This window comes from Photorhabdus heterorhabditis (assembly GCF_001280945.1).
Lineage (GTDB): Bacteria > Pseudomonadota > Gammaproteobacteria > Enterobacterales > Enterobacteriaceae > Photorhabdus > Photorhabdus heterorhabditis.
The window spans coordinates 17,956-38,702 of the sequence record NZ_LJCS01000038.1 but is presented as its reverse complement, the minus strand read 5'-3'; the positions used below and the strand labels follow the sequence as shown (position 1 = coordinate 38,702).

Genomic DNA, 20,747 nt, shown 5'->3' with positions numbered 1-20,747 from the left:
TCAGATAATAATAAATTTCATTTAATACATTCACAAACTGTGACATTAACCACACAATAATATTAAAATTTATTAAATTTATAATTTTTCCGCTTACATTGATAACAAAATATAAACATCAACAATTTGATTCAGTCATTGCAGCTATTTTTGAATCTTTTGAATCGGTGAAATTAAGATATCGATCAGTAGATAGCCATCACGATGAAACTAATCGGTATTACCGACTGGACAAAGCGGCTAATAATTGCTCAACAAAAAAGACTAAGAAAAGAGATTTCAATTATAAACTAGCCAAAATTTGGTATACAGGCAGGTTTAAGACACATTTATCTTGTATAGGCTAGCTTATTGCACGAGAATTTTTCAATCACCCAATCGAGAACTTGTTACAAAAATAAAAAGGCATATTTACCGAAGTCAGCACGGCAAATCAGAAAGCTCATTAATAATATTAATGATGTGCTTATCAGACTTAAAAATCCCAATCCAACAACCGAGCAAACAATGATCAAAAAACGTCAAAGAATATATGACCACATCATTAATATATAAATTTTTTTACACAAATCAGTCTGTCAGAGCAAGCGCTAATCCGTCTGTAAGCTAAGCCGCTCTGCTAATCCACTGCGCCTTTGAGTGGGAGTTTGAATGGCCTGACGTAATACCGCATCATGTGCATAAAGAGTCAGCTTTTCTCTAGCCCGAGTCATCGCTGTATAGACCAGTTCTCGGCTAACAACCGGTGTAAACTGCGTTGGCAGTACCAGAGCCGTGTGTTCAAATTCTGAACCCTGCGATTTGTGTACGGTCATCACATATGCTGTTTCATGCTGTGGCAAACGACTTGGCTGAATGCCTTTAATCTGTCCATCAGGTAGTTGAAAATAAGCACGTAGTTCATTATTTTCATCCCTGAGCATAATACCGATATCACCATTAAACAGGCTAAGTGTGCTGTCATTACGGGAGATCATAATGGGTCGGCCTGCATACCCACGGCTGAAAATCCCAGTAGGACGACGGATAAGCCCCTGACGATGTAATAGCTGTTCTATACGCTCATTAAGTCCACTAACACCAAATGGCCCTTCTCTAAGTGCACATAACAGGCGGTAGCGGTTAAATTCATCCAAAATCGCTTTAACAGATGCTTGCTTTGCGACCAATTGCAAATAAGAGCGATAACCCGATACTGTTTCAATCAACAACCGCTGATAATCCTCATCATCAAACAATCGGTAAAAACAAATATCATTCAATGGCTGTTGCAGAATAGAGAGAGCTTGCTGGCTCTTTCCCTGATTAACTGCCGCAGCAAGTTGACCAATCCCCGAATCTACATCAAAACGATAACTTCTGCGCAAAAGGCACAAACGGTCACGAACTTCAGGAACATTCTCCTGTTCACCTGCAACTAACTGGCATCCAGTCAATCGGCTTAGCTGTTCTGCCCTTACTGCGCTATATCCCATCTCAGCAAAACGGCATATATCTCCCAATACAGCTCCAGCCTCCACTGACGCCAATTGATCACGATCACCAAGCAAGACAATTTTTGCATAGGACGGCAACGCATCAATCAACCGGGCCATCATGGGTAAATCCACCATTGAAGCTTCATCCACCACCAATACATCCAAACTCAATGGGTTATCTCGGTCATAGCGTAACCGTTGGCTATCCGGCTGAGCCCCCAATAAGCGGTGAATCGTCTGAGCCTGATCTGGCATAGATTCAAACTGTTTCTCCGTCAAAGGAAGCTTTCTGACAGCACTGTTAAGAGATTCCGTTAATCTGGCCGCTGCTTTTCCCGTCGGAGCAGCCAGTCGGATCACCATATTTTTATCAGGATTAAGTTTGATTAAGGCCGCCAATAACTTAGCAACAGTGGTTGTTTTCCCGGTTCCCGGCCCACCAGAGATAACCGAGACTCTGCTAGTTGCCGCGACAGCAGCAGCCATCTTTTGCCAGTCCATGGCCTCACCAGATGGCGTAAATAATTCGTCCAGAATCGCTCTCAGTTGCTCTTCCTGAATATTATCAGTTGATTGATTGGCAGAGAAAAACGCTGCGACTTGGCACTCACTTTGCCACATCCTTTGCAAATAAAGTCGGTTATGTGAAAGAACAACGGGTGTTGGCTGAGAACCATCACTAACAGCTGCACAATGCTCCAATGCCTCGCGCAAATTCGGCTCATCAGGGTTCCCCGCAACTTGCCATAACTGTTCTGCAAATTCACGTTGCCGCCCATCAAAAAAATATTCAGGCATTATCCGGTTAACAGGTAGACAAACATGACCAGCCCCGGCCTCAGCACTCAACAATGCCATCACCAACAACAGAGCAGGATCTTCATCCCCAATTAATGCATGAGCAAACTGTAAATCCAATGGACGCAGAAGCCTGAGATCTACTGCCTGTTGTAATAATGAAATCATCAGTTTTTCTCTTTCTCAGGTTGTTCATTGCCACCGAAAAGCAGATCCAAAGCATTAACAAATTCGGCTGATGGCCGACAACTAAAAATACCATTTCCCGGTTGTTGTTTATCAATTCCTCTCAAGAACAGATAAATCACTCCGCCAAAATGTTGTTGGTAATCATAATTAACCAATCTGTGACGCAAGTAACGATGTAGTGCAAGTGTATAAAGCTGATATTGCAGATCATAACGATGCTCAATCATAGCGGTTTCCATCGCTTCACGAGTATACGCTTGGCTACCATTTCCCAACCAGTTTGATTTGTAATCCAACACATAGAACCGATCTTGCCAACAGCAGACTAAATCAATAAACCCTTTCAGCATCCCTTTCACCTGATGAAACGCCAATTGGGGACAACGGGCAGAAACGGGGTCATAACGACGCGTCACGGCATCTAGCTCCTGAGATCGCAAAAGTTGCTCAACTGGCAGATAAAACTGCATTTCATCCTGCTGGTGATGAAGAGGAATTTCTGAAAGCTGCATCCCGTCACTATTCAATGGGGTCGTAAAAACCTCTGCCATCCATTGCTGTAATATCCCACTCCAATGCTCATCAAACCCGGCTGATTTCAGCTGTTCAGCCAACCATTTCTCATCAGGTAATTGGCTGAAATTGAGCTCTTCTAATATCGAATGCAAAAAAGTGCCGGCAGAAGCTCCCCGTGGAAACGTATGTGGTGTCATTTCAAGTTGTTCTGCTATTTGTTTTTCACCATTGGCGTCAACATCCAACTTTGGTGCAATAGACTGAACAATCACATCTACAGATTCTTCTCCAGCAAAATAAGAGGAAGCACTGCCACGATGGACAACGGAGTTTTGTAAACCGGAATAACTGGTAATACGCCAGTCATCCTGAATGCTGCATTTAAATTGCTTCGCCGACAACACCAAATCATGTTGGCTTTGTGACTTCCAGGGATGCTCACCAATGTCATTGATTGATGATACGACGATTCCATCCCCACTTAATTCTTTAAGGCATGTCGTCAAAAAATCAGCATCACCTTTAGCACCATTTTGCAGAAGATAACCCAGAGCGCACTGATGCAGATCGGTATCCCCGATCTTCTTCTTATTGCCTTTTATCAGCGGAGCCACGCCGACACTGCAATGGTAAACAGAACGCGTCAATGCGACATAAAGTAAACGTAAATCTTCGGCCAACCGTTCTTGCTCAGCCAGTTTGATAGTTTCCTCATCAGGGAAAATATCAAGACAAGCATTAAAGCTTACACGATCATGATATATCGCCTGTTTCTGCGTTCTGAAATTACAGGCAAATGGCAACCATACCAGCGGGTATTCCAGACCTTTAGATTTATGGATAGTACAGATTTGTACCAAATGACGATCACTTTCCAGCCGCATCTGCTGGTTTTCTGATTGTGGATCAGGATGAGATATTTGCTGAGCTAACCAACGAGTGACTGCATGTTCACTATCGAGTTGTAAAGATATCTCTTGCAACAACTCACCAATATGCATCACATCCATCAAACGTCGTTCACCGTCATAACTGGCAAGTAAGTTCTCAGCAATACTATGGTTTGCCATTACCGCCCGTAACATAGGCAGTACTCCACGACGCTGCCACAGACGAAAGTAACCATCAAACTCATCAACTAGCTGATCCCAAGCTTTTTCATCATGATTCAGTTTGTCTATCTGCCGAGCAGTCAAACCAAATAAACCACTAGCAAGCGCACTTCTCAAAACCCGTTCTTTCTCTGGCGACAACACAGCTTGCAATAACCAAAGAATATCCTTTGCCTCTGCGGTATCAAATACACTCTCTCGGTTAGAAAGAAATACAGAAGGGATAGATAACAAGTTAAGTGCATCACGGATCAGTATGGCTTCTTTTCTGCTACGCACCAGAACCGTGATGTCAGCCGCAGTAACAGGCCGAACCTTCTCATTTTTATGTAACAGAGCATGCCCTTCACTGCCAGCTTGCAACCAATCACGAATTTGTGCCGCACAGAATCGTGACATCGTTTGCTCGTAATCTCCGGTAGAAACACCTTCCCCTGGCTGCAACCAGAAATTCAATGCGGCCTGCTCCTGAGTATCATAGCTAAAAGCAAGTCCCCGGTTTTTCTCCGCCGCAGAAACCTCGACAAAAGGGATCTGTTCAAACAAGAAGGGATTTTCTGAACGCATAAACAACTTGTTTACTGCCTGTACCATTGAATCAGCAGAGCGCCAGTTTGTCTCCAAAGTATAGTGAGCACTTACCTGAGAGCGGGCGCGGATATAAGTGAAGATATCTGCGCCACGGAATGCATAAATAGCCTGTTTGGGATCGCCGATAAATAACAATCCATTTTCAGGCTGATTGCCATAGATGGTGTGGAAAATCCGATATTGCTGTGGGTCGGTATCCTGAAATTCATCAATCAACGCAACCGGATAGCGCTGACGGATCGTCTGGGCAAGCAAATCACTACCTGGACCTTTCAGAGCATCATCAAGGCGGGTTAATAAATCACCAAACCCCATATGACCACGCATTAATTTTTCCTGACGGATTGACTGGCGAATCTCAATAATAGCTCTGGAGATAATCAAATCACGTAAAGTCAGTGGTTGCTGATACAAATTATCTATCGCAACAAAAAGTGAATGCTCAGGTGCATCACCTTTTTTTGTCTTTTCTACTAATACCGACTGCCGGAATTTCTCCAGCTCTTTTGGTAACTGATAATCCTCTGTAGGTTCCTGGGCCCAATCAGTAACTCTGTTCAGCCAGTTTGGTAAGTGCTTACTACTATAACTTCTTTTATCTACACCAGAACCCGCGATTAAATCATGCAACTCTCCGACAACTTCATTCCATTGACATTTAACTCCATAAATCAACTGCGTAATTTTCTCATGACGGCTTAACAGCGTTTCATCACTGTTTGGCGCATCAACGATATATGGCATATCCCCTTGCAAATAAGGATGTAATTCAGCCAACAATGCTTCCGGCCCACTCCAATCCTGGCTGATAACCTGAGCCATTGATAACGATAATGGATAGCAGTGGCGCCGCCAGAAATCGGCACATCCCTGCCTCTCTAGTGGATGTTCATCCTGAATTAATGTCTGTTCAAACAATATCCCGGACTCAAAGGCATTATGTGCCAGCATTCTCTGACAGAAGCCATGAATGGTATAAATCGCGGCCTCATCCATCTGTCGCTCGGCAGCCAGCAACCAGATAGTGGCTTGCTCTCTATCCGAAATTTCATCCAGTAGCTGTTGATAGGCAGACTCTGAATCTTCTACTCCGTTTCGAATACAAGCAAGGCGAAGTTCATGAATGTTTTCACGGATACGCCCACGTAACTCATCTGTTGCTGCCTCAGTAAATGTCACCACCAGGATTTCTTCCACGCTTAAAGGCCGTGGAAAAGCAGCATCTTTCCCCAGCCCAAGTAGAAGACGGAGATATAAAATACCAATGGTGTAAGTTTTACCCGTCCCGGCAGAAGCTTCGATCAGCCGCTGACCATTCAGCGGCAGAGTTAATGCATTAAGCTTGTGGGCAGATACCTCTGTGATCACCGAGCTTTTACCTCAACAGGTAACTGTTGCTGAAATTCAGTAACATCATGATAGGTTTTCCAACCTTTCAATTTCGCATATCCATCTGAGTTCCCTGATTTACCAATCACTTGTGAAATAAATGACAGCCCCCGATGTTTGTTTACGGCATCCCGGTAAAAATTAATCAGTTGTTTCTGTGTGGTTTTCTTTAGTACCTCAAGCATTTTATCTCTACTGTCGAAACTAAAGTTATTACGACTGAAATCACCAGAGAAACGGGCAACTTCGGCATAGAACGTTTGCGGCGGTTGCTGACTTTCATTAATCAGTGCGTTCTTGTACTGCTCAAAATCAGTTTGGGACATGTCTTCCAGTTTACTGCTCGCCTTTTGGTAGAAATCCTGATAACGCTGATTCAGATATTTTGGTTGCTTGCTATTACTTTGTAATAGAAAACCCAGCCCCCACTGTTCCCCAACACGGGTATTGAAAGCAAACACTGCATATCCCAGTTGTTCTACTGTTCTCAGCTGCTCATAGAACCACGGCTTGAGCATATTGCTTAGTAGACTCGAATAAGCATAACCCTCTATACGGTTATAACCGTTCGGAATATAAATTTCTGCCAGGGCACTATCAGTACTGCTACCAACACGCTGAAAATTAACTTGGTAATTTTTATCAATCACCACCTTATCCCCACTCCACCAGCTATTTCCTTGATTTGCCAGTTGCTTATGGGCAGATTCAGCAATCACTTTGCTCTGCTGTTCGGTCAAGTTTCCAATTATCATCATCTGCAAAGCAGAATTTTTTATTAATTCATGACGATACTCAACAATATCCTGAACGGTGATAGCTTCCAATTCTTTCAAACGAACGGACTGTTCTGTGTAAGGCACCACAGAAAGACGTTTCAGCGGCTGCATAGCCATGTCATAAGCTTTACCGTTATTAGAAACCTCTATTTGTTCACGATACCAAGATTTAGCTTGCTCCAGTTGATTCTCAGTTGGCGCAAACGCCATGTAATCATTAATTAAAGAGGTTAGAAGTTCCGGCAGACGCTGAGTGTAACCACTTACTCCTAATTGCAGCCCGTCTGCTGAACCAGTCGAAATACTCATTCCTGCAACAGAAGCCTGATAACCAAGTTGATCAAGGGAAAGCAGCGCCAGATAGTCAAGTAAAGAGAAAGTTACCTGCTTACGAGCGCTATTCAGACTTTCGGCGTTGCGCAAATCAAGAGCGATACTGGCTTTCGGTTCATCAGCAAAATACTGGCTTGGCATATAAAGCAGACGAAAATTCTGCTGTTCAAGAATCATCTCTGGATGTTTCTGATTTTTACCGGCCTTTATTAACTGCAAGTCATCGGGAATATAAGGATTTGGCACAGGCAGAGAAAAGTTCATCTGTTTTTCTAACTGTTGCCATTTCACCATTTGTTGTGATGTGATTCGATCAACTTGATAAGGTGCCTGAACAAAATAAGCCTGTTTATTGTGTGGCTCTTTTGGACTGATATACCAGATACGTGCATTCTCAGGGGTCAATTCATCAAGTCGGTTGACGATTGCTTTTGGATTATAGTCATCAGCCAAATAACCGGCATTGAGTACATTAGAAACAGGAACCCGCAGCATAGCATCCGATAACCATTCGATATAATTCATATTACGAACAATAGAGCCGTACTGGAAAGACAGGTTCAAAACCTTAGCGATTTCATCAAAATAGCTTTTCTGAATGCCTTTTTGTTTTAGCAAATGAATATAAGTGAAAATAGCAGCAACGACCTGATCCCGCTGTTCCAGTCCTTTATCTGTCAAGGTAACATAAATAAAAAATATACCTTTGTTGCGGTCAACCATCGGTTCAGCTCCGGCACTGATACTTTCTGCCAGCCCCTGAGTTTGCAACCAGTCTGATAATGTATTCAGGCTACGATTACCAATCATATAACCGAGATATTCATCCGTTTTACTGCGGAAATCAGCACTGTTATTGTCAATACTGAACTCTAATTGCAGCGCTTTTTGCGGCTGAGCAGGAACATAATGGATGACAATCCCTTTCTCTTTTTCTGTTACTGCTGGGACAGTAATAGCGGGCACACTGGCTTTTCTGTCAGGTATCCGACCAAAAGTATCAACAGCTATCTGAGTTAGTTTATCGATAGACTGATTGCCGTAAATGACACCTTTCATCAGATTGGCTGAATAATAGCGTTGATAGAAATCCACTAGCTCTGTCTGCAATTTACTCCCTGGTTTATCTTTCAATGTTTCTAGATTACCACCAGAAAAACGAGCATTTGGATGCGCAGGATTCAAGGTTTCTGATCGTATTTGAGCAACCCGCATCCCATCACGAGAACGCGCCATTGTCAGCTCTGCATTGACGGCATTTCGTTCCCGATCTGCATTGACTGGGTCAAGCAAAGGTTCTGCCAGTGCATCAGCCAGACGATCTGTCGCATTAGCTAACGCTTTATTTTCCACTTCAAGGTAGAAAGCGGTGCGATAAGAAGCAGTGCTGGCATTATAACTACCACCGTGTTTTTGCAAAAACTCAGATAAACTGCCCGACTGTGGATAACGCTTAGACCCCATCAGAACCATATGTTCCAGATAATGAGCAAGCCCAAGCTGGCTGTCAGGGTTTTCCATACTACCAACTGGAATCGCTACCGCTGCCAGAGATTTCGTTGCCTTTTCATCAGACACCAGCAAAACCGTCATATTGTTTGCTAATTTTATTCCCTGATACTGACGATGGTCATTTTCGCTTTTATAAATTGTCTCTTGCAGTGGCTGCCACTGTTGTGTTTTCGCATAGCTTGCCGTTCCCCAAACAAGCAGGAACATCACAACAATCATGCGGATAAAATGTTTATGCATTATCTGGTATTCTCCCTATGTATTCTGATATCGCGCTATCGGTAACAAATAACTGAGCGCTTCCTGTTTAAGTTTTGCCAAAAATAATTTATCAACTTGCCTGAAAGCCCGCTGAACATAAGGATCATCACCTTCACCTCTGCGTCCTTGATCTCCAAGCCATGCTTTCAGTAACTGGCTTTCAGCTTTTAATTGAATTTCATCACTGTCATCAATCTCACCGGTTTCTTTATTCATGCATGCTGAAAGCCACATCCAACCACTTTGACAAAATAGCGGCAAAGGTGCCGATATTCCTCGCTGATAACCTTCAACCAATTGATTCAGATAATTTTTCGCTTGTTCTGACGCTACAGGAGCAAAACGCCACTCGTTGTTGTCACGCCCATAACTACGGCTTTCACCCTCACCACCAGCAAGGCAGTAAGCCAGATGCTCAATCCATAATTGCATACCATCATTTGCTGTCAGACTAGCTGGACGCCAACGTAACAAACCATCCAGCTGCACCTTACTAATTCGCCCGGTCAGAAGAACCTGCCCTAAATCATGATGTAAATCGACAGACAAAGTTTCCATTTGTTGTTCACGAATCTTATCCGCCAGAGGTTGCATCTCCTTTTGTTGCTTCAACCAATAAACCTCACCAAAAGCGCCAAAAGGCAACCCTCCAGCAGCACGAAGACGATTAAAAAGCGGTTCAGGTGATTGCTGCTCAATCAGCGTATTCAGCAATAACTGATTAAATTGATAACGTTGAAGGTTATCCAAAATGAAAGGCTCTTCCTCTGGTAATTCCGTTTCTTCAATAACAAAGTTTACTTTCAGACAACGTTGGAAAAAAAACCTGACAGGATGACGGTAAAAACGACTCAAATCATCCAGTGTAATCTCCTGAATTTGTTCCGCTTCAACAGGCTGACAAAATTCAGAATGCGCAGCCCCTTGTTCAGACGCTGCCGGCAGCCATTCTCTTGCATAGCTTTGCTGATAACTGCCCGGTATAAAATTTTCCGGTGCAAATGGAACGCGAGTATGAAGACACAACAGGTGTTTTCTGACATTAGTGGCACTTTCATCAACATTCAGCTTTTCATTTCCCGGCAAGCAGAAGCTTTGGCAAACATAATCCAGTAATTCATTAACCAGTACTGAAGGATTGCATTCCGTATCATCACGAATGGATTTACCAATGTAACTGATATAGAGAAACTGTTCGGCAGATATCAGAGCTTCAAGGAATAAATAGCGGTCATCATCCCGCCGTTTTCTGTCTCCTCTTTGGCTTTTCTCTGCCATCAAATCAAACCCAAGCGGTGGAATTGAACGGGGATAAATACCATCATTCATACCCAACAGACAGACAACCTTAAAAGGGATAGAACGCATCGGCATCAGGGTACAAAAGTTGATAGATCCAGCAAGAAAACGCTGACTGATTTTTTCATTATCAAACCGAAGCGCCAATTCATCCCTTAACAGAACCAATGGCACACTTTCCTGATAGCGGGCATTCATCCCATTGCCTATGACTTTCTGCCACTGCTGTTCTATCATTGCCAGCACTAATTCGGTTTCACTGTCTGATGCAAAAAATGTTTCCAGCAACTGCTGGCAGACAGGTAACCAATCCTCTAATGTCTGGCTCTCACCAAGAATTTTGCGCCAATGGCTCAGTTGCATTAAAAACTCAGCCAATTGACCCGCAAGCTCCGCAGCTAACCCGCTGGATTCATCATAAGGCAATACATCTTTCCAAGGGCCTGACCGGCTATCCATTGCATAACCCAACAACATTCTGGTCAGCCCAAAACGCCATGTATGCTGGCCTGTTACCGGTAAGGATAACTCTTCCACATTATCGTCATCTAATCCCCAGCGAATACCTGATTCATCAACCCAACGCCTTAATAAACGCAACCCATCTTCATGAATTCCAAATTTATTTGCTAACGCTGGAACTTCCAGCAACGCTAAAACCTGCTCAGTAGTAAAACGGCTTTGGGGTAAATCAAGCAGTGTAATAAATACCTGTAAAACTGAATGCGCCTGACGAGCCTTACGATCAGAAATGGCAAATGGAATATAACGTTCAACAGAAGCATTACCAAACACCGCCTGAACATAAGGGGTATAACTGTCAATATCCGCAACCATCACAATAATATCCCTTGGCGTCAGTGACGGGTTATCTTCCAGTAACCGTAGAAGCTGATCCTGTAAAACTTCCACTTCACGTTGAGGACTATGGCAAACATGGAAAGATAAAGAACGATCCAATGGATTAAGCAGTCGTTTTTTCAGGCTATTTTCAAATGTTTCCTTCGTTGAACCAATTTGAGCATGATCTTCCAAATAAAGGAGATCCCTTTGGAGTTGATGTAATACATTATCTGGTTCTAACTCAACAAAGGCGTGGACATCTGAACTTTGCTCAAGTTGCGACAATAAATAAAGATTATCACGACCTAATCGCCCCCATGACGCTAACAGAGGATTACTGACATCTTGTTCACCTTCATCATTAAACAATGATTGAGCATTTCTAGGATCTTTAAAATATTCCAGCTCTTGCTCACTCTTATAGTGACGTGGCTTACGGCTACTCATTTTTGCCAGAAAAGTATAATTCTGAATATCTCCCCAATAATATTGACATGGATTAGTAAACATCAGGTGAATATCAATATGCCGTCCCAATGCCTGTAAAGCCTGTAAATAAACAGGCGGTAAGGCAGAAATACCACAGATAAATACCCGTTCTGGTAAACGGGCTGAAAAATCAGTCCTGTTTTCCAGTGTCGAAATAAAACGCTGATATAAGTTAGCACGATGCCATTGAGGTTGTTGCAACTGGTGAGTATATTCCGTCAGTTCCAACCATAATCTTTTTTGCCACAACTGGTTATCACTCAAACCATCAATAAGTTGTCCTTGCTGCCAACTTTCCAACCATTGCGGACGATAAACAAGATATTGGTCAAACAGGTCAGCAATTCGTCCAGCCAATTGATGAATCTTTCGTTTATCAACATCTTGATCAAGGTAGTGCCTGAGTGCGACAAATTCTGCTTCTGGCAACAATTGCGGCAATAATGCCATCAATTTCCATGTCATAGCATCTTTACTGAAAGCGCTTTCTTTAGGAATATCAGGCAATACTTTAGTAAACATATCCCAGATAAAAGTCGCCGGAAGTGGAAACGAAATATTAGCTGATATGCCTATTCTTTCAGCTAGTTGGATTTGTAGCCACTGTGACATTCCTGGGCTTTGTACCAAAATGACTTCCTGTTCAAATGGATCAGGCAACGGATTATCCCCGATAAATATTGCTATCAATTCTTTAAGAAGATCTAATTGATTAGAATGATAAACTTTGAACATCAGGACTCCCGTTTGAACAAATCCACCGGCTTGCTTTACTTTGCTGATTATAAGGCGTTGTTACTATAACTGTAAGCTGATAGCAATCAGATAACTGATATGCCGTCTGAAATTCAGCGTGCCATCCCGGTGGCGGTGTTAATTCTGATAAAGCACTTTGACCTGCAATTAATTCATATTGTTCCAGGTATCCATAAGATAATTTGTCTGCCTTTGATTGTTGCCAGTGTTGCTGAAACCCAGATAATAACGCCTGATGATAACGTATTAATCCTAACAAAGAGATAGAAAAGACCATAACGGCAACCATAACTTCGGGTAAACTCATTCCTGACTGATGATCATGACAAAGATCTGATTTCATGAGCAAAACCCCATATCTACTTCGGGACAGAAATCTAACCAACCGCTTTCTACCGGAATAAGAGAATCACTTCCACCATAAGAGACTAATTTCATCCATTGATATAATCCCACAGATTGCCCGGATGTCACTTCTGCCACACCTTTCAGCAGAAAAAAATTACTTGAATACCTTTTTAAACAACTTGTCAGATAAAATTCATTCTGTTGCTGACAATACCACTCTTCTGTTTTATCACTATGAAGTAGCCATGACTGAGCCATTCCCCAGGCCAATGCAGATTCTGCTTGCTGAAAAGCTTTTAAGTATCTGCGTTCATCAACCATCATGATTAATGCGTTATCCAGATGATAGTGCAAAGCTTTCAGCATCATAAGACTCACAACCAACAACATTAGTACTGAAATCAGCAATACATTACCTTGCTGAAATTGAGGACAAATATTCGGAGAATGCTCAGCCATGGTACCTATTCCCTGATATTGCGCAAACGTGTTACTGCCTGATATTGGTAGTTTATTGATGGATGTTTAAACCAATGTGCAATAAGCACCAATTTAATAAAAACTAAGCCATCATTTGTTCGTAATTTTTCAACTGTAAATGAATCTACTCCTATTTCATTTGGATCAAATAGTCTTTCCCAACCATTTTCCTGACAGTTACCGGCACCTCTTTTCCACTCGACTGACTTATTACTGAGACGATAGCCGAAGAATTCCGATTCACTGTGTTCTGGTGGTTCCCATTGGTTATTAATGTTGAGATCATAGGCAATAATCAGGCATGAATTCTCACTTTCATCACTTTTATTATTGATTAATATTGGATTCCCATCGCAATAATGTTGACAATATCCAGCACGACGAATGTCTTTCTCTATAATATGCAATGTTTGTTTAACGAAGTAAGCCAAACGATATCGCTGATATAATTCCATTATTTGTTTGGTGAAAACGGGATAACTTTTGGCAATCGCCAGTAAGATAATACTGCCAATAGCCATTGCTACAATCACTTCTAATAATGTCATTCCATATTGGTTTTTATTATTCATTATTCCAATATACCCGTTATCTTTCAAGTTGCTTCTTTGTTGGCTGCACTCACTCACCCCGGTCACAGTGTTATCTATGCTTCCGGGGATTCGCTCCCTTGCCGCCGCGATGCATCTTGAAATCCATAGGGTATATATCCGTCATCTTTCAAGTTGCTTCTTTGTTGGCTGCACTCATTCACCCCGGTCACAGAGTTATCTATGCTTCCGGGGATTCGCTCCCTTGCCGTCGCGATCCATTTTGAAATCCATAAGGTATATAACACCACTTATTTTATAGAAAAAATCATAATTAACCACAAGCTGGAATACTATTAAACTTATTATTACTACATGTTCTTACCCTGCCCCGTGAAGAAAAAATAACAGATATTTCACCAGCGGAATTAACCAAAGTAAAACTCGCAGGTATCATCGTGTTTCTTATTCCATGAAACGCTATCTGCTCCTTAGTTGCTGAAGTTATAACAACATCCTGATAAAGTGATTTTATTCCTTCAATATTCTCCAAATCACAATCAACAGATGCGGGGTTAGAAAGCGCTATGCACCAACCTTTACCCGTTTTTAACCACAATATTACCTCTTTGTTCAGATAATTTGCTAAAGATTGCTGCCTGGCTATAAATGTCAATATTTTCTGTACTGACTCCTGTAATCTAGCCCTTTCTTGATGATTGCCCCACTCTTGTACCCCCCATAACGAAAATATTGAAACTAAAATAATAACAATCATCAATTCCAATAAAGAAAAACCCAGTTGATTATTAATACCATAACTGCCAATTATATTAATATTATTTCCCATTAGTAATTCCTTATATTCTTTCGTAAGACATTTTATTTATTTAAAAAAAAGAATAAAGACATAATTAAATTTTATGCGAGAGCGAATCAATAAAAAAATAATAACATATTATTGTTACATTTAAATTGCGTAGAGCTTCGCAAAAATCAATAAGGATAAACGTTTTTGTTTCTTATTATTGTAATACACAGTAAATTCACATGATTATGAGATAAAGGGATTCCAAAAATGCAATCGAAGAAAAAACAATGTATTTTCAATTAAAAAACTCATTTTATTAAAGAGTTATACCCTATGGATTTCAAATTGCAGCGCGGCGGCAAGGGAGCGAATCCCCGGAAGCATAGATAACGATGTGACTGGGGTAAGTGAAAGTAGCCAACAAAGCAGCAACTTGAAAGATGAAAGGTATAGATATCAGCAGGCCCTAAGCACAATGGCCCCATCAGGACATGTTTGACCAATGTGCCATTCTGGTTGGTGCCTTGAACAGTTTCCGGTACCGATCCCTGTAGAGTCTATTTTATTAATATCTATTTAATATTCACATTTTGCAAAATAAAAATTTACATATTGTAAAATTTTGTTTTTAGAGTATACTATCCGAACAACTAAGGAAGGGGAACAATGCGGGTTATATCCAGAACACCATTTATTGAGGCGCAAAAGCGTTTCCCCAATGAACGTGACGCTATACAGGGTGTATATCTCCTACTTAAGTCACTAAATGTCAAAACCCCGCTTGAATTAAAGCAGTACTTCCCCAATCTTGATCGTTTTAAGTATCGCGCTCGATGGTGGTGTATTGATATTGGTGGTAACAAAATCCGGTTACTGGCCTTTATCGAGTTTTCAATGGGGCACTGTTACATTAAACACATCATATCCCACACAGAATACGACAAGTTAACCGACTACTACCGGAGAAACAGAGCATGATCAATTTTGTAGTCGTTCAGGAACGGGCTAACGCTCTGTTTTCAGAGATCCCTTGGCTGACCTACATCAATACCTCAGAACAGCACAAAGAAGCACTGGATTTGATTGATGAACTTTTTAAAAACTATGAAAATAACAAAGGGTTAATTGAAATTCTAGCTACTGCAATTGAACGCTATGAAGATACTGCCCCTGAATTTGCAGAATTTAATCAGGCTATTGAAAATATTCCTACGGGAGTTGCAGCCCTGAGGGTTCTGATGGATCAATACGGTCTTAAACAAGCTGACCTTAAAAACGAAATCGGGGGAGCTTCCCTCGTATCACAAATTCTGAGTGGAACGAGGTCGCTGACAGTAACCCATATAAAAGCCTTGAGTACACGCTTTAAGGTTTCTAGTGCAATTTTTATCGATTAGCTTTATCTGTTCCCTCAGGGAGACAATTTATAATAAATTGTCTCCCTCCAGATTATTGCTAATAACCGAATGACTAAATAGCAACCGGCGCTTTTATTCCTGGATGCGGGTCATAATCAACGATTTCAAAGTCATCAAATTTATAATCAAAAAGTGATTCTGGTTTACGCTTAATCACCAGCGTTGGCAATGAACGCGACTCACGGCTGAGTTGCAATTGAGTCTGCTCCATGTGGTTACTATAAAGATGTGTATCACCACCGGTCCAGACAAAATCGCCCACTTCCAGATCGCACTGTTGTGCCATCATATGTACCAACAATGCATAGCTGGCGATATTGAACGGCAAACCAAGAAATACGTCACAGGAACGCTGGTAAAGCTGACAAGAAAGTTTACCGTCAGCAACATAAAACTGGAAAAAAGCATGGCATGGCGCTAATGCCATTTTATCCAGTTCACCTACATTCCAAGCCGAAACGATAATTCTACGTGAATCTGGGTCACTTTTAAGCTGTTCCAGTACGGTTTTCAGTTGGTCGATTTGGTGACCATCCGCAGCCCCCCATGCACGCCATTGCTTACCATACACAGGCCCCAAATCGCCATTTTCATCCGCCCATTCATCCCAGATAGTGACATTATTATCATGCAGATATTGAATATTCGTATCACCATTAAGGAACCAAAGAAGCTCATGAATAATCGAGCGAATATGGCAACGTTTGGTTGTAACTAGCGGGAAACCATCCTGCAAATTGAAACGCATCTGATGCCCGAAAATGGAGATAGTGCCAGTCCCGGTGCGGTCTGCTTTCGGAGTACCTTCTTCAAGCACTCTTTTCATTAAGTCCAGATACTGTTTCATTTTACCTCTTGTACCTTATTACCTTGGCATTTGTATGCCCATACCATCATTAAAATTCCTGCCAGAATCATTGGAATAGAAAGAATCTGTCCCATGCTGATCCCATCAAATAGTCCCAGTTGTGCATCCGGTTGACGGAAGAATTCCACTATTATCCTGAAAACACCGTAACCAATTAAGAATAAGCCAGAAACACTGCCCATTGGACGAGGTTTACGGATAAATAAATTCAAAATAATAAACAGGACTATCCCCTCTAACACCATTTCATAGAGCTGTGAAGGATGGCGGGGAAGAACACCATATTGTTCAAGTATTGATAGCAATGAGGGATCAGCTGCTGCCAGGGCAATATCTTCACCACGGGAGCCGGGGAACAACATAGCCCATGGCGTATCCAATGTGACACGTCCCCACAATTCGCCGTTGATAAAATTACCGATTCTTCCCATACCTAAACCAAAAGGTACTAGCGGTGCAATGAAGTCAGAAACTTGTAAGAAGTGGCGTTTAGTTCTACGGCCAAACCACCACATGGCGCAGATAACCCCAATCAAACCACCGTGGAAAGACATTCCTCCATCCCAGACTTTAAACAGATAAAGAGGATTATCGAGAAATACCGAAAGATTATAAAACAGCACGTAACCAAGACGGCCACCAACAAAAACACCCACAAAACCCGCATAGAGTAAGTTCTCTACTTCGTTTTTTGTCCAACCACTATTCGGTTTTGCTGCCCTGCGTGTTGCCAGCCACATGGCGAATACAAACCCTACCAAGTACATAAAACCATACCAATGGAGGGATACGGGACCTATTGAAAAAATTACCGGATCAATATTAGGAAATGCCAGGTAGCTGTTACTCATCGTTCCCCACTTAATATTTAAAATTAATGCCCTAAAGCAAATGATTGCGAACCACAGCACAGGCCGTTAAACGGATTAAATGCCACCTCTGACCAAACCGCCAACCCCATGCTGCTCCATAAATGTTGCAGATAACTCCTTTACTCTTACACTAGTTTCAGCCTGTAGCACTTCGGCCATTAACTTTTCAACCTGAGCTATCTCTAGATGGCGTAATAAATATTTAATCCTTGGCACACTACAACCACTCATGCTCAAACTGCGATAACCAAGACCAATCAATATCAGAGCTCCCATAGGAGAACCCGCCATTTCACCACAAATACTAATAGCAAGACCTGCTTGCTGGCTATTTTCAAATACCAATTTTAATGCCCGAATTACAGCCGGATGCAAGCAATCATAAAGGGAAGCAACGTGAGTATTATTTCGATCCACTGCTAACAGATACTGCGTCAGGTCATTGGTTCCAATCGAAACAAAATCGACCCTGTTTTTTAATTGTGGCAATAAAAAAATCACCGAAGGAACTTCAATCATCACACCAAGCTGCGGCATAGGTATCTGGCACGCCAAAATTTGCTCAACTTCTTCTTTAGCCCTGTCTATCAACCGCTTAGCTTCATCAACTTCCTCCATGCTGGTCACCATGGGCAGTAATATTTTCAAATTACCCGTATTGACATTAGCTCTGAGCATAGCTCTAAGCTGAATAAGAAAAATTTCCGGTTGATCCAAGGTTACTCGTATACCACGCCACCCCAAACAAGGATTTTCTTCTCTAATAGACATGTAAGGTAGTTGCTTATCTGCACCGATATCCAGTGTACGCAATACCACAGGTTTATCAGGAAATAATTGCAACATTTCCTGATAACGGGCTTTTTGCTCATCTTCTGAAGGGAAACCTCTGTGCAGCATAAAGGGTATTTCGGTTCGATAGAGACCAACACCGTCAATACTATTACCTATCTGTAATTCATATTTTAGGCTTAAACCAGCATTGAGCTGAACAAGGATGCGTTCACCACTTTTGAGCCGAGCTTCCTGATCAACATCTCCCTCAGCCAGCTTATTCAGTGCTTTTTCTTCTTCAATAATCTGTTTATATTCCTGAGAAATCAGTGGCTCTGGCTCAATAAAGACTTCTCCACGGAAACCATCAAGAATAAGTATACGATTATGAAGGAGTTCTGGCTGAATATCAGCGCCCATAATGGCAGGAATACCCATTGCACGAACCAATATGGCAGAGTGTGAATGAGTCGCGCCATCACGGACAATAACCCCCGCCAATCTTTCCTGCGGCATTTCTGCTAACAAATTAGCACTCAATTCATCAGCAACCAGAATAAACCATTCAGGCCACTGATAGCTGACAGTAGGTGAATCATCCAGATGAAACAGTAATCGCTGCCCAAGTGCACGTAGATCTGATGCTCTTTCCCGCATATAGGCATCCTGCAAGCTGGCAAATTGCTCTGCGTATTTTTCAATGACTTGTTTAACAGCCCATTGCGCAACATATCCCTGTTCAATACAGGAAAACAGATCTTGTTTTAATTGGGGATCATTCAAGATGTAGGAATAGAGATCAAAAATAGCCGCAGTTTCTTTCTGAGAACCAGTAGTAAAACGCTTACTCAGCCGTCGGCATTCTGCTGTCGCATCTTCAAGTGCCTTAATCAACCGAGAACGTTCTGCCGCATGATCAAGGGTCGATGCTTCAAAAACTTGTTCAAGTGAAGGTTGGGAGCAATCCTGCCAGCCTTGAGCCATGACTATTCCATTGGAAATTGCCAGCGCTTTAATTCTGGTCTGCCGGTAATGACCAAACAAACCCTTTGTTTGAGCCTGGGCAAGAATCACAGCCAGTTGCGTCGCAAGCGTCACCATAAAAGACTCTTCGCTTTCATTAAACAACCGCTGTTCCTGCTGCTGAACAACTAAAACACCTTGCAACTGGCGACGATAAATAACCGGAACACCCAGAAAAGCACGGAAGTTATCTTCTTTAACTTGGGGTAAGTATTTGAAACTTGGGTGACTACGTATATCAGCCAGATTGATCAGTTCAGATAATTGCCCGACTTGTCCAACGACCCCCTCATCAAAAGCCAGACTGATAATCCTTCCCCGGGGTTTCTTCAAGCCCCGAGTTGCCATCAGGTAATAACACCGCCGTTGATGATCAGCAAGATAGATAGAACACACATCAGTGTTCATAGCCAAGCAGGTTTCGTTCACCAATAGCTCAAGCGCTTCGGCTAGATTAGTCGCCATAGCAACTTTTTCAACAATTTCCCGTAAACGCATCAGCATGGAGCTAACCTAACTTCTCTTACGACGATGAGAATATGAAGGACGCGACAGCGATGGTGTTTCCTGCATTGGCATCACAACCGAAGCAAATTCTTTCATCACACGCCGGTAAACATCACGCTTAAAAGAGACAACTTGCCGCACAGGATACCAATAGCTGACCCAGCGCCAACCATCGAACTCCGGCGTATTACTGTGCTGTACATTAATATCTTCTTCATTACAAAGCAGTTGTAATAAGAACCACCGCTGTTTTTGGCCAATACAGACAGGTCTTGTATCCCAACGCACCAAACGCTTGGGTAATTTGTAACGTAACCAATTACGAGTAGAAGCCAGAATACGTACATCTTTCCGACCTAAACCAACTTCTTCATACAGTTCCCGGTACATAGCCTGTTCTGGTGACTCCCCCGGATTAATGCCTCCCTGAGGAAATTGCCAAGAATGCTGCCCGTAACGCCGGGCCCACAAAACCTGGCCTTGCCGATTACAAATTACAATTCCTACATTCGGGCGGTAGCCATCATCATCGATCACAGACTACCTCGATAAACTAAATTTGAAAGATGACTAATTGTTTCACACTACCCTCAAGTGGTAAACCTCTATCATTGGACTTTGCAGTAGCTAGCTAAATCTCTACAATAGCATCATCTCAACGGGGTGCTGGCTGTTTAAAACAGCCTTGCTGAGAAGTAAACCCGCCGAACCTGATCCGGCTAATACCGACGTAGGGATTTGAGCTGCTAATCATTTCACAACAGAAATTAT

The 20,747-nt window shown here is 42.2% G+C and carries 14 protein-coding genes and 1 riboswitch; of the genes, 2 read left to right on the top strand and 12 right to left on the bottom strand.

The window, feature by feature from the left end:
• Positions 1-590: 590 nt before the first annotated feature.
• The 8 genes from recD to AM629_RS13585 all read right to left on the bottom strand — a co-directional run bounded on the left by recD (position 591) and on the right by AM629_RS13585 (position 14,553).
• Positions 591-2,444 (bottom strand): exodeoxyribonuclease V subunit alpha, encoded by a 1,854-nt coding sequence (gene recD, locus AM629_RS13620; protein WP_054479831.1) that lies wholly within the window; start codon positions 2,442-2,444, stop codon positions 591-593.
• The gene (recB, locus tag AM629_RS13615) at positions 2,444-6,049 is read right to left on the bottom strand and encodes an exodeoxyribonuclease V subunit beta (protein WP_054479841.1); all 3,606 of its coding nucleotides are present in this window, start codon (positions 6,047-6,049) and stop codon (positions 2,444-2,446) included. Before recB ends, recD begins: the two co-directional genes overlap by 1 nt.
• Complete coding sequence (gene ptrA, locus AM629_RS13610; protein ID WP_054479829.1) at positions 6,049-8,937, bottom strand: pitrilysin; 2,889 nt, start codon at positions 8,935-8,937, stop codon at positions 6,049-6,051. Before ptrA ends, recB begins: the two co-directional genes overlap by 1 nt.
• 15 nt (positions 8,938-8,952) lie before the next feature.
• A complete protein-coding gene (gene recC, locus AM629_RS13605; RefSeq protein WP_054479827.1) occupies positions 8,953-12,324 on the bottom strand; it encodes an exodeoxyribonuclease V subunit gamma in 3,372 nt (1,123 codons plus the stop codon).
• Positions 12,302-12,688 carry a prepilin-type N-terminal cleavage/methylation domain-containing protein gene (locus AM629_RS13600; RefSeq protein WP_054479825.1) on the bottom strand — a complete coding sequence of 129 codons (387 nt, stop codon included), beginning with the start codon at positions 12,686-12,688 and terminating at the stop codon, positions 12,302-12,304. Before AM629_RS13600 ends, recC begins: the two co-directional genes overlap by 23 nt.
• The gene (locus AM629_RS13595) at positions 12,685-13,152 is read right to left on the bottom strand and encodes a YgdB family protein (RefSeq protein WP_054479822.1); all 468 of its coding nucleotides are present in this window, start codon (positions 13,150-13,152) and stop codon (positions 12,685-12,687) included. Before AM629_RS13595 ends, AM629_RS13600 begins: the two co-directional genes overlap by 4 nt.
• A 5-nt stretch (positions 13,153-13,157) precedes the next feature.
• Positions 13,158-13,745 (bottom strand): prepilin peptidase-dependent protein, encoded by a 588-nt coding sequence (locus AM629_RS13590; protein ID WP_054479820.1) that lies wholly within the window; start codon positions 13,743-13,745, stop codon positions 13,158-13,160.
• Between the two features lie 292 nt (positions 13,746-14,037).
• Complete coding sequence (locus AM629_RS13585) at positions 14,038-14,553, bottom strand: prepilin peptidase-dependent protein (RefSeq protein ID WP_054479818.1); 516 nt, start codon at positions 14,551-14,553, stop codon at positions 14,038-14,040.
• 627 nt (positions 14,554-15,180) lie between these two features.
• Between AM629_RS13585 and AM629_RS13580 the strand changes: the two genes are divergently transcribed.
• Together AM629_RS13580 and AM629_RS13575 are read left to right on the top strand one after the other, a co-directional pair.
• A complete protein-coding gene (locus AM629_RS13580) occupies positions 15,181-15,492 on the top strand; it encodes a type II toxin-antitoxin system HigB family toxin (protein WP_054479816.1) in 312 nt (103 codons plus the stop codon).
• Positions 15,489-15,911: a helix-turn-helix domain-containing protein gene (locus AM629_RS13575; RefSeq protein WP_054479814.1), complete on the top strand. Its 423-nt coding sequence runs from the start codon at positions 15,489-15,491 to the stop codon at positions 15,909-15,911. Before AM629_RS13580 ends, AM629_RS13575 begins: the two co-directional genes overlap by 4 nt.
• Before the next feature lie 73 nt (positions 15,912-15,984).
• On the opposite strand, the gene thyA is transcribed toward AM629_RS13575, so the two are convergent.
• From thyA to rppH, 4 genes are all read right to left on the bottom strand, one after another.
• Positions 15,985-16,779, bottom strand: coding sequence for a thymidylate synthase (thyA, locus tag AM629_RS13570; protein WP_054479813.1), 795 nt, complete (start codon positions 16,777-16,779; stop codon positions 15,985-15,987).
• Positions 16,776-17,651 carry a prolipoprotein diacylglyceryl transferase gene (gene lgt, locus AM629_RS13565; protein WP_054479811.1) on the bottom strand — a complete coding sequence of 292 codons (876 nt, stop codon included), beginning with the start codon at positions 17,649-17,651 and terminating at the stop codon, positions 16,776-16,778. Before lgt ends, thyA begins: the two co-directional genes overlap by 4 nt.
• Positions 17,652-17,726: 75 nt before the next feature.
• Complete coding sequence (gene ptsP / locus AM629_RS13560) at positions 17,727-19,973, bottom strand: phosphoenolpyruvate--protein phosphotransferase (protein ID WP_054479809.1); 2,247 nt, start codon at positions 19,971-19,973, stop codon at positions 17,727-17,729.
• A gap of 9 nt (positions 19,974-19,982) precedes the next feature.
• A complete protein-coding gene (gene rppH, locus AM629_RS13555) occupies positions 19,983-20,513 on the bottom strand; it encodes an RNA pyrophosphohydrolase (RefSeq protein ID WP_054479807.1) in 531 nt (176 codons plus the stop codon).
• Between the two features lie 112 nt (positions 20,514-20,625).
• A riboswitch (TPP riboswitch) is annotated at positions 20,626-20,731 on the top strand.
• Positions 20,732-20,747 lie beyond the last annotated feature (16 nt).

Excerpts from the sequence above, each read along its gene's own strand:
- recD (WP_054479831.1), bottom strand. The coding sequence starts at position 2,444 with ATGATTTCATTATTACAACAGGCAGTAGATCTCAGGCTTCTGCGTCCA.
- ptrA (WP_054479829.1), bottom strand. The coding sequence starts at position 8,937 with ATGCATAAACATTTTATCCGCATGATTGTTGTGATGTTCCTGCTTGTT.
- recC (WP_054479827.1), bottom strand. The coding sequence starts at position 12,324 with ATGTTCAAAGTTTATCATTCTAATCAATTAGATCTTCTTAAAGAATTG.
- AM629_RS13600 (WP_054479825.1), bottom strand. The coding sequence starts at position 12,688 with ATGAAATCAGATCTTTGTCATGATCATCAGTCAGGAATGAGTTTACCC.
- AM629_RS13595 (WP_054479822.1), bottom strand. The coding sequence starts at position 13,152 with ATGGCTGAGCATTCTCCGAATATTTGTCCTCAATTTCAGCAAGGTAAT.
- AM629_RS13590 (WP_054479820.1), bottom strand. The coding sequence starts at position 13,745 with ATGAATAATAAAAACCAATATGGAATGACATTATTAGAAGTGATTGTA.
- AM629_RS13585 (WP_054479818.1), bottom strand. The coding sequence starts at position 14,553 with ATGGGAAATAATATTAATATAATTGGCAGTTATGGTATTAATAATCAA.
- AM629_RS13580 (WP_054479816.1), top strand. The coding sequence starts at position 15,181 with ATGCGGGTTATATCCAGAACACCATTTATTGAGGCGCAAAAGCGTTTC.
- AM629_RS13575 (WP_054479814.1), top strand. The coding sequence starts at position 15,489 with ATGATCAATTTTGTAGTCGTTCAGGAACGGGCTAACGCTCTGTTTTCA.
- thyA (WP_054479813.1), bottom strand. The coding sequence starts at position 16,779 with ATGAAACAGTATCTGGACTTAATGAAAAGAGTGCTTGAAGAAGGTACT.
- lgt (WP_054479811.1), bottom strand. The coding sequence starts at position 17,651 with ATGAGTAACAGCTACCTGGCATTTCCTAATATTGATCCGGTAATTTTT.
- ptsP (WP_054479809.1), bottom strand. The coding sequence starts at position 19,973 with ATGCTGATGCGTTTACGGGAAATTGTTGAAAAAGTTGCTATGGCGACT.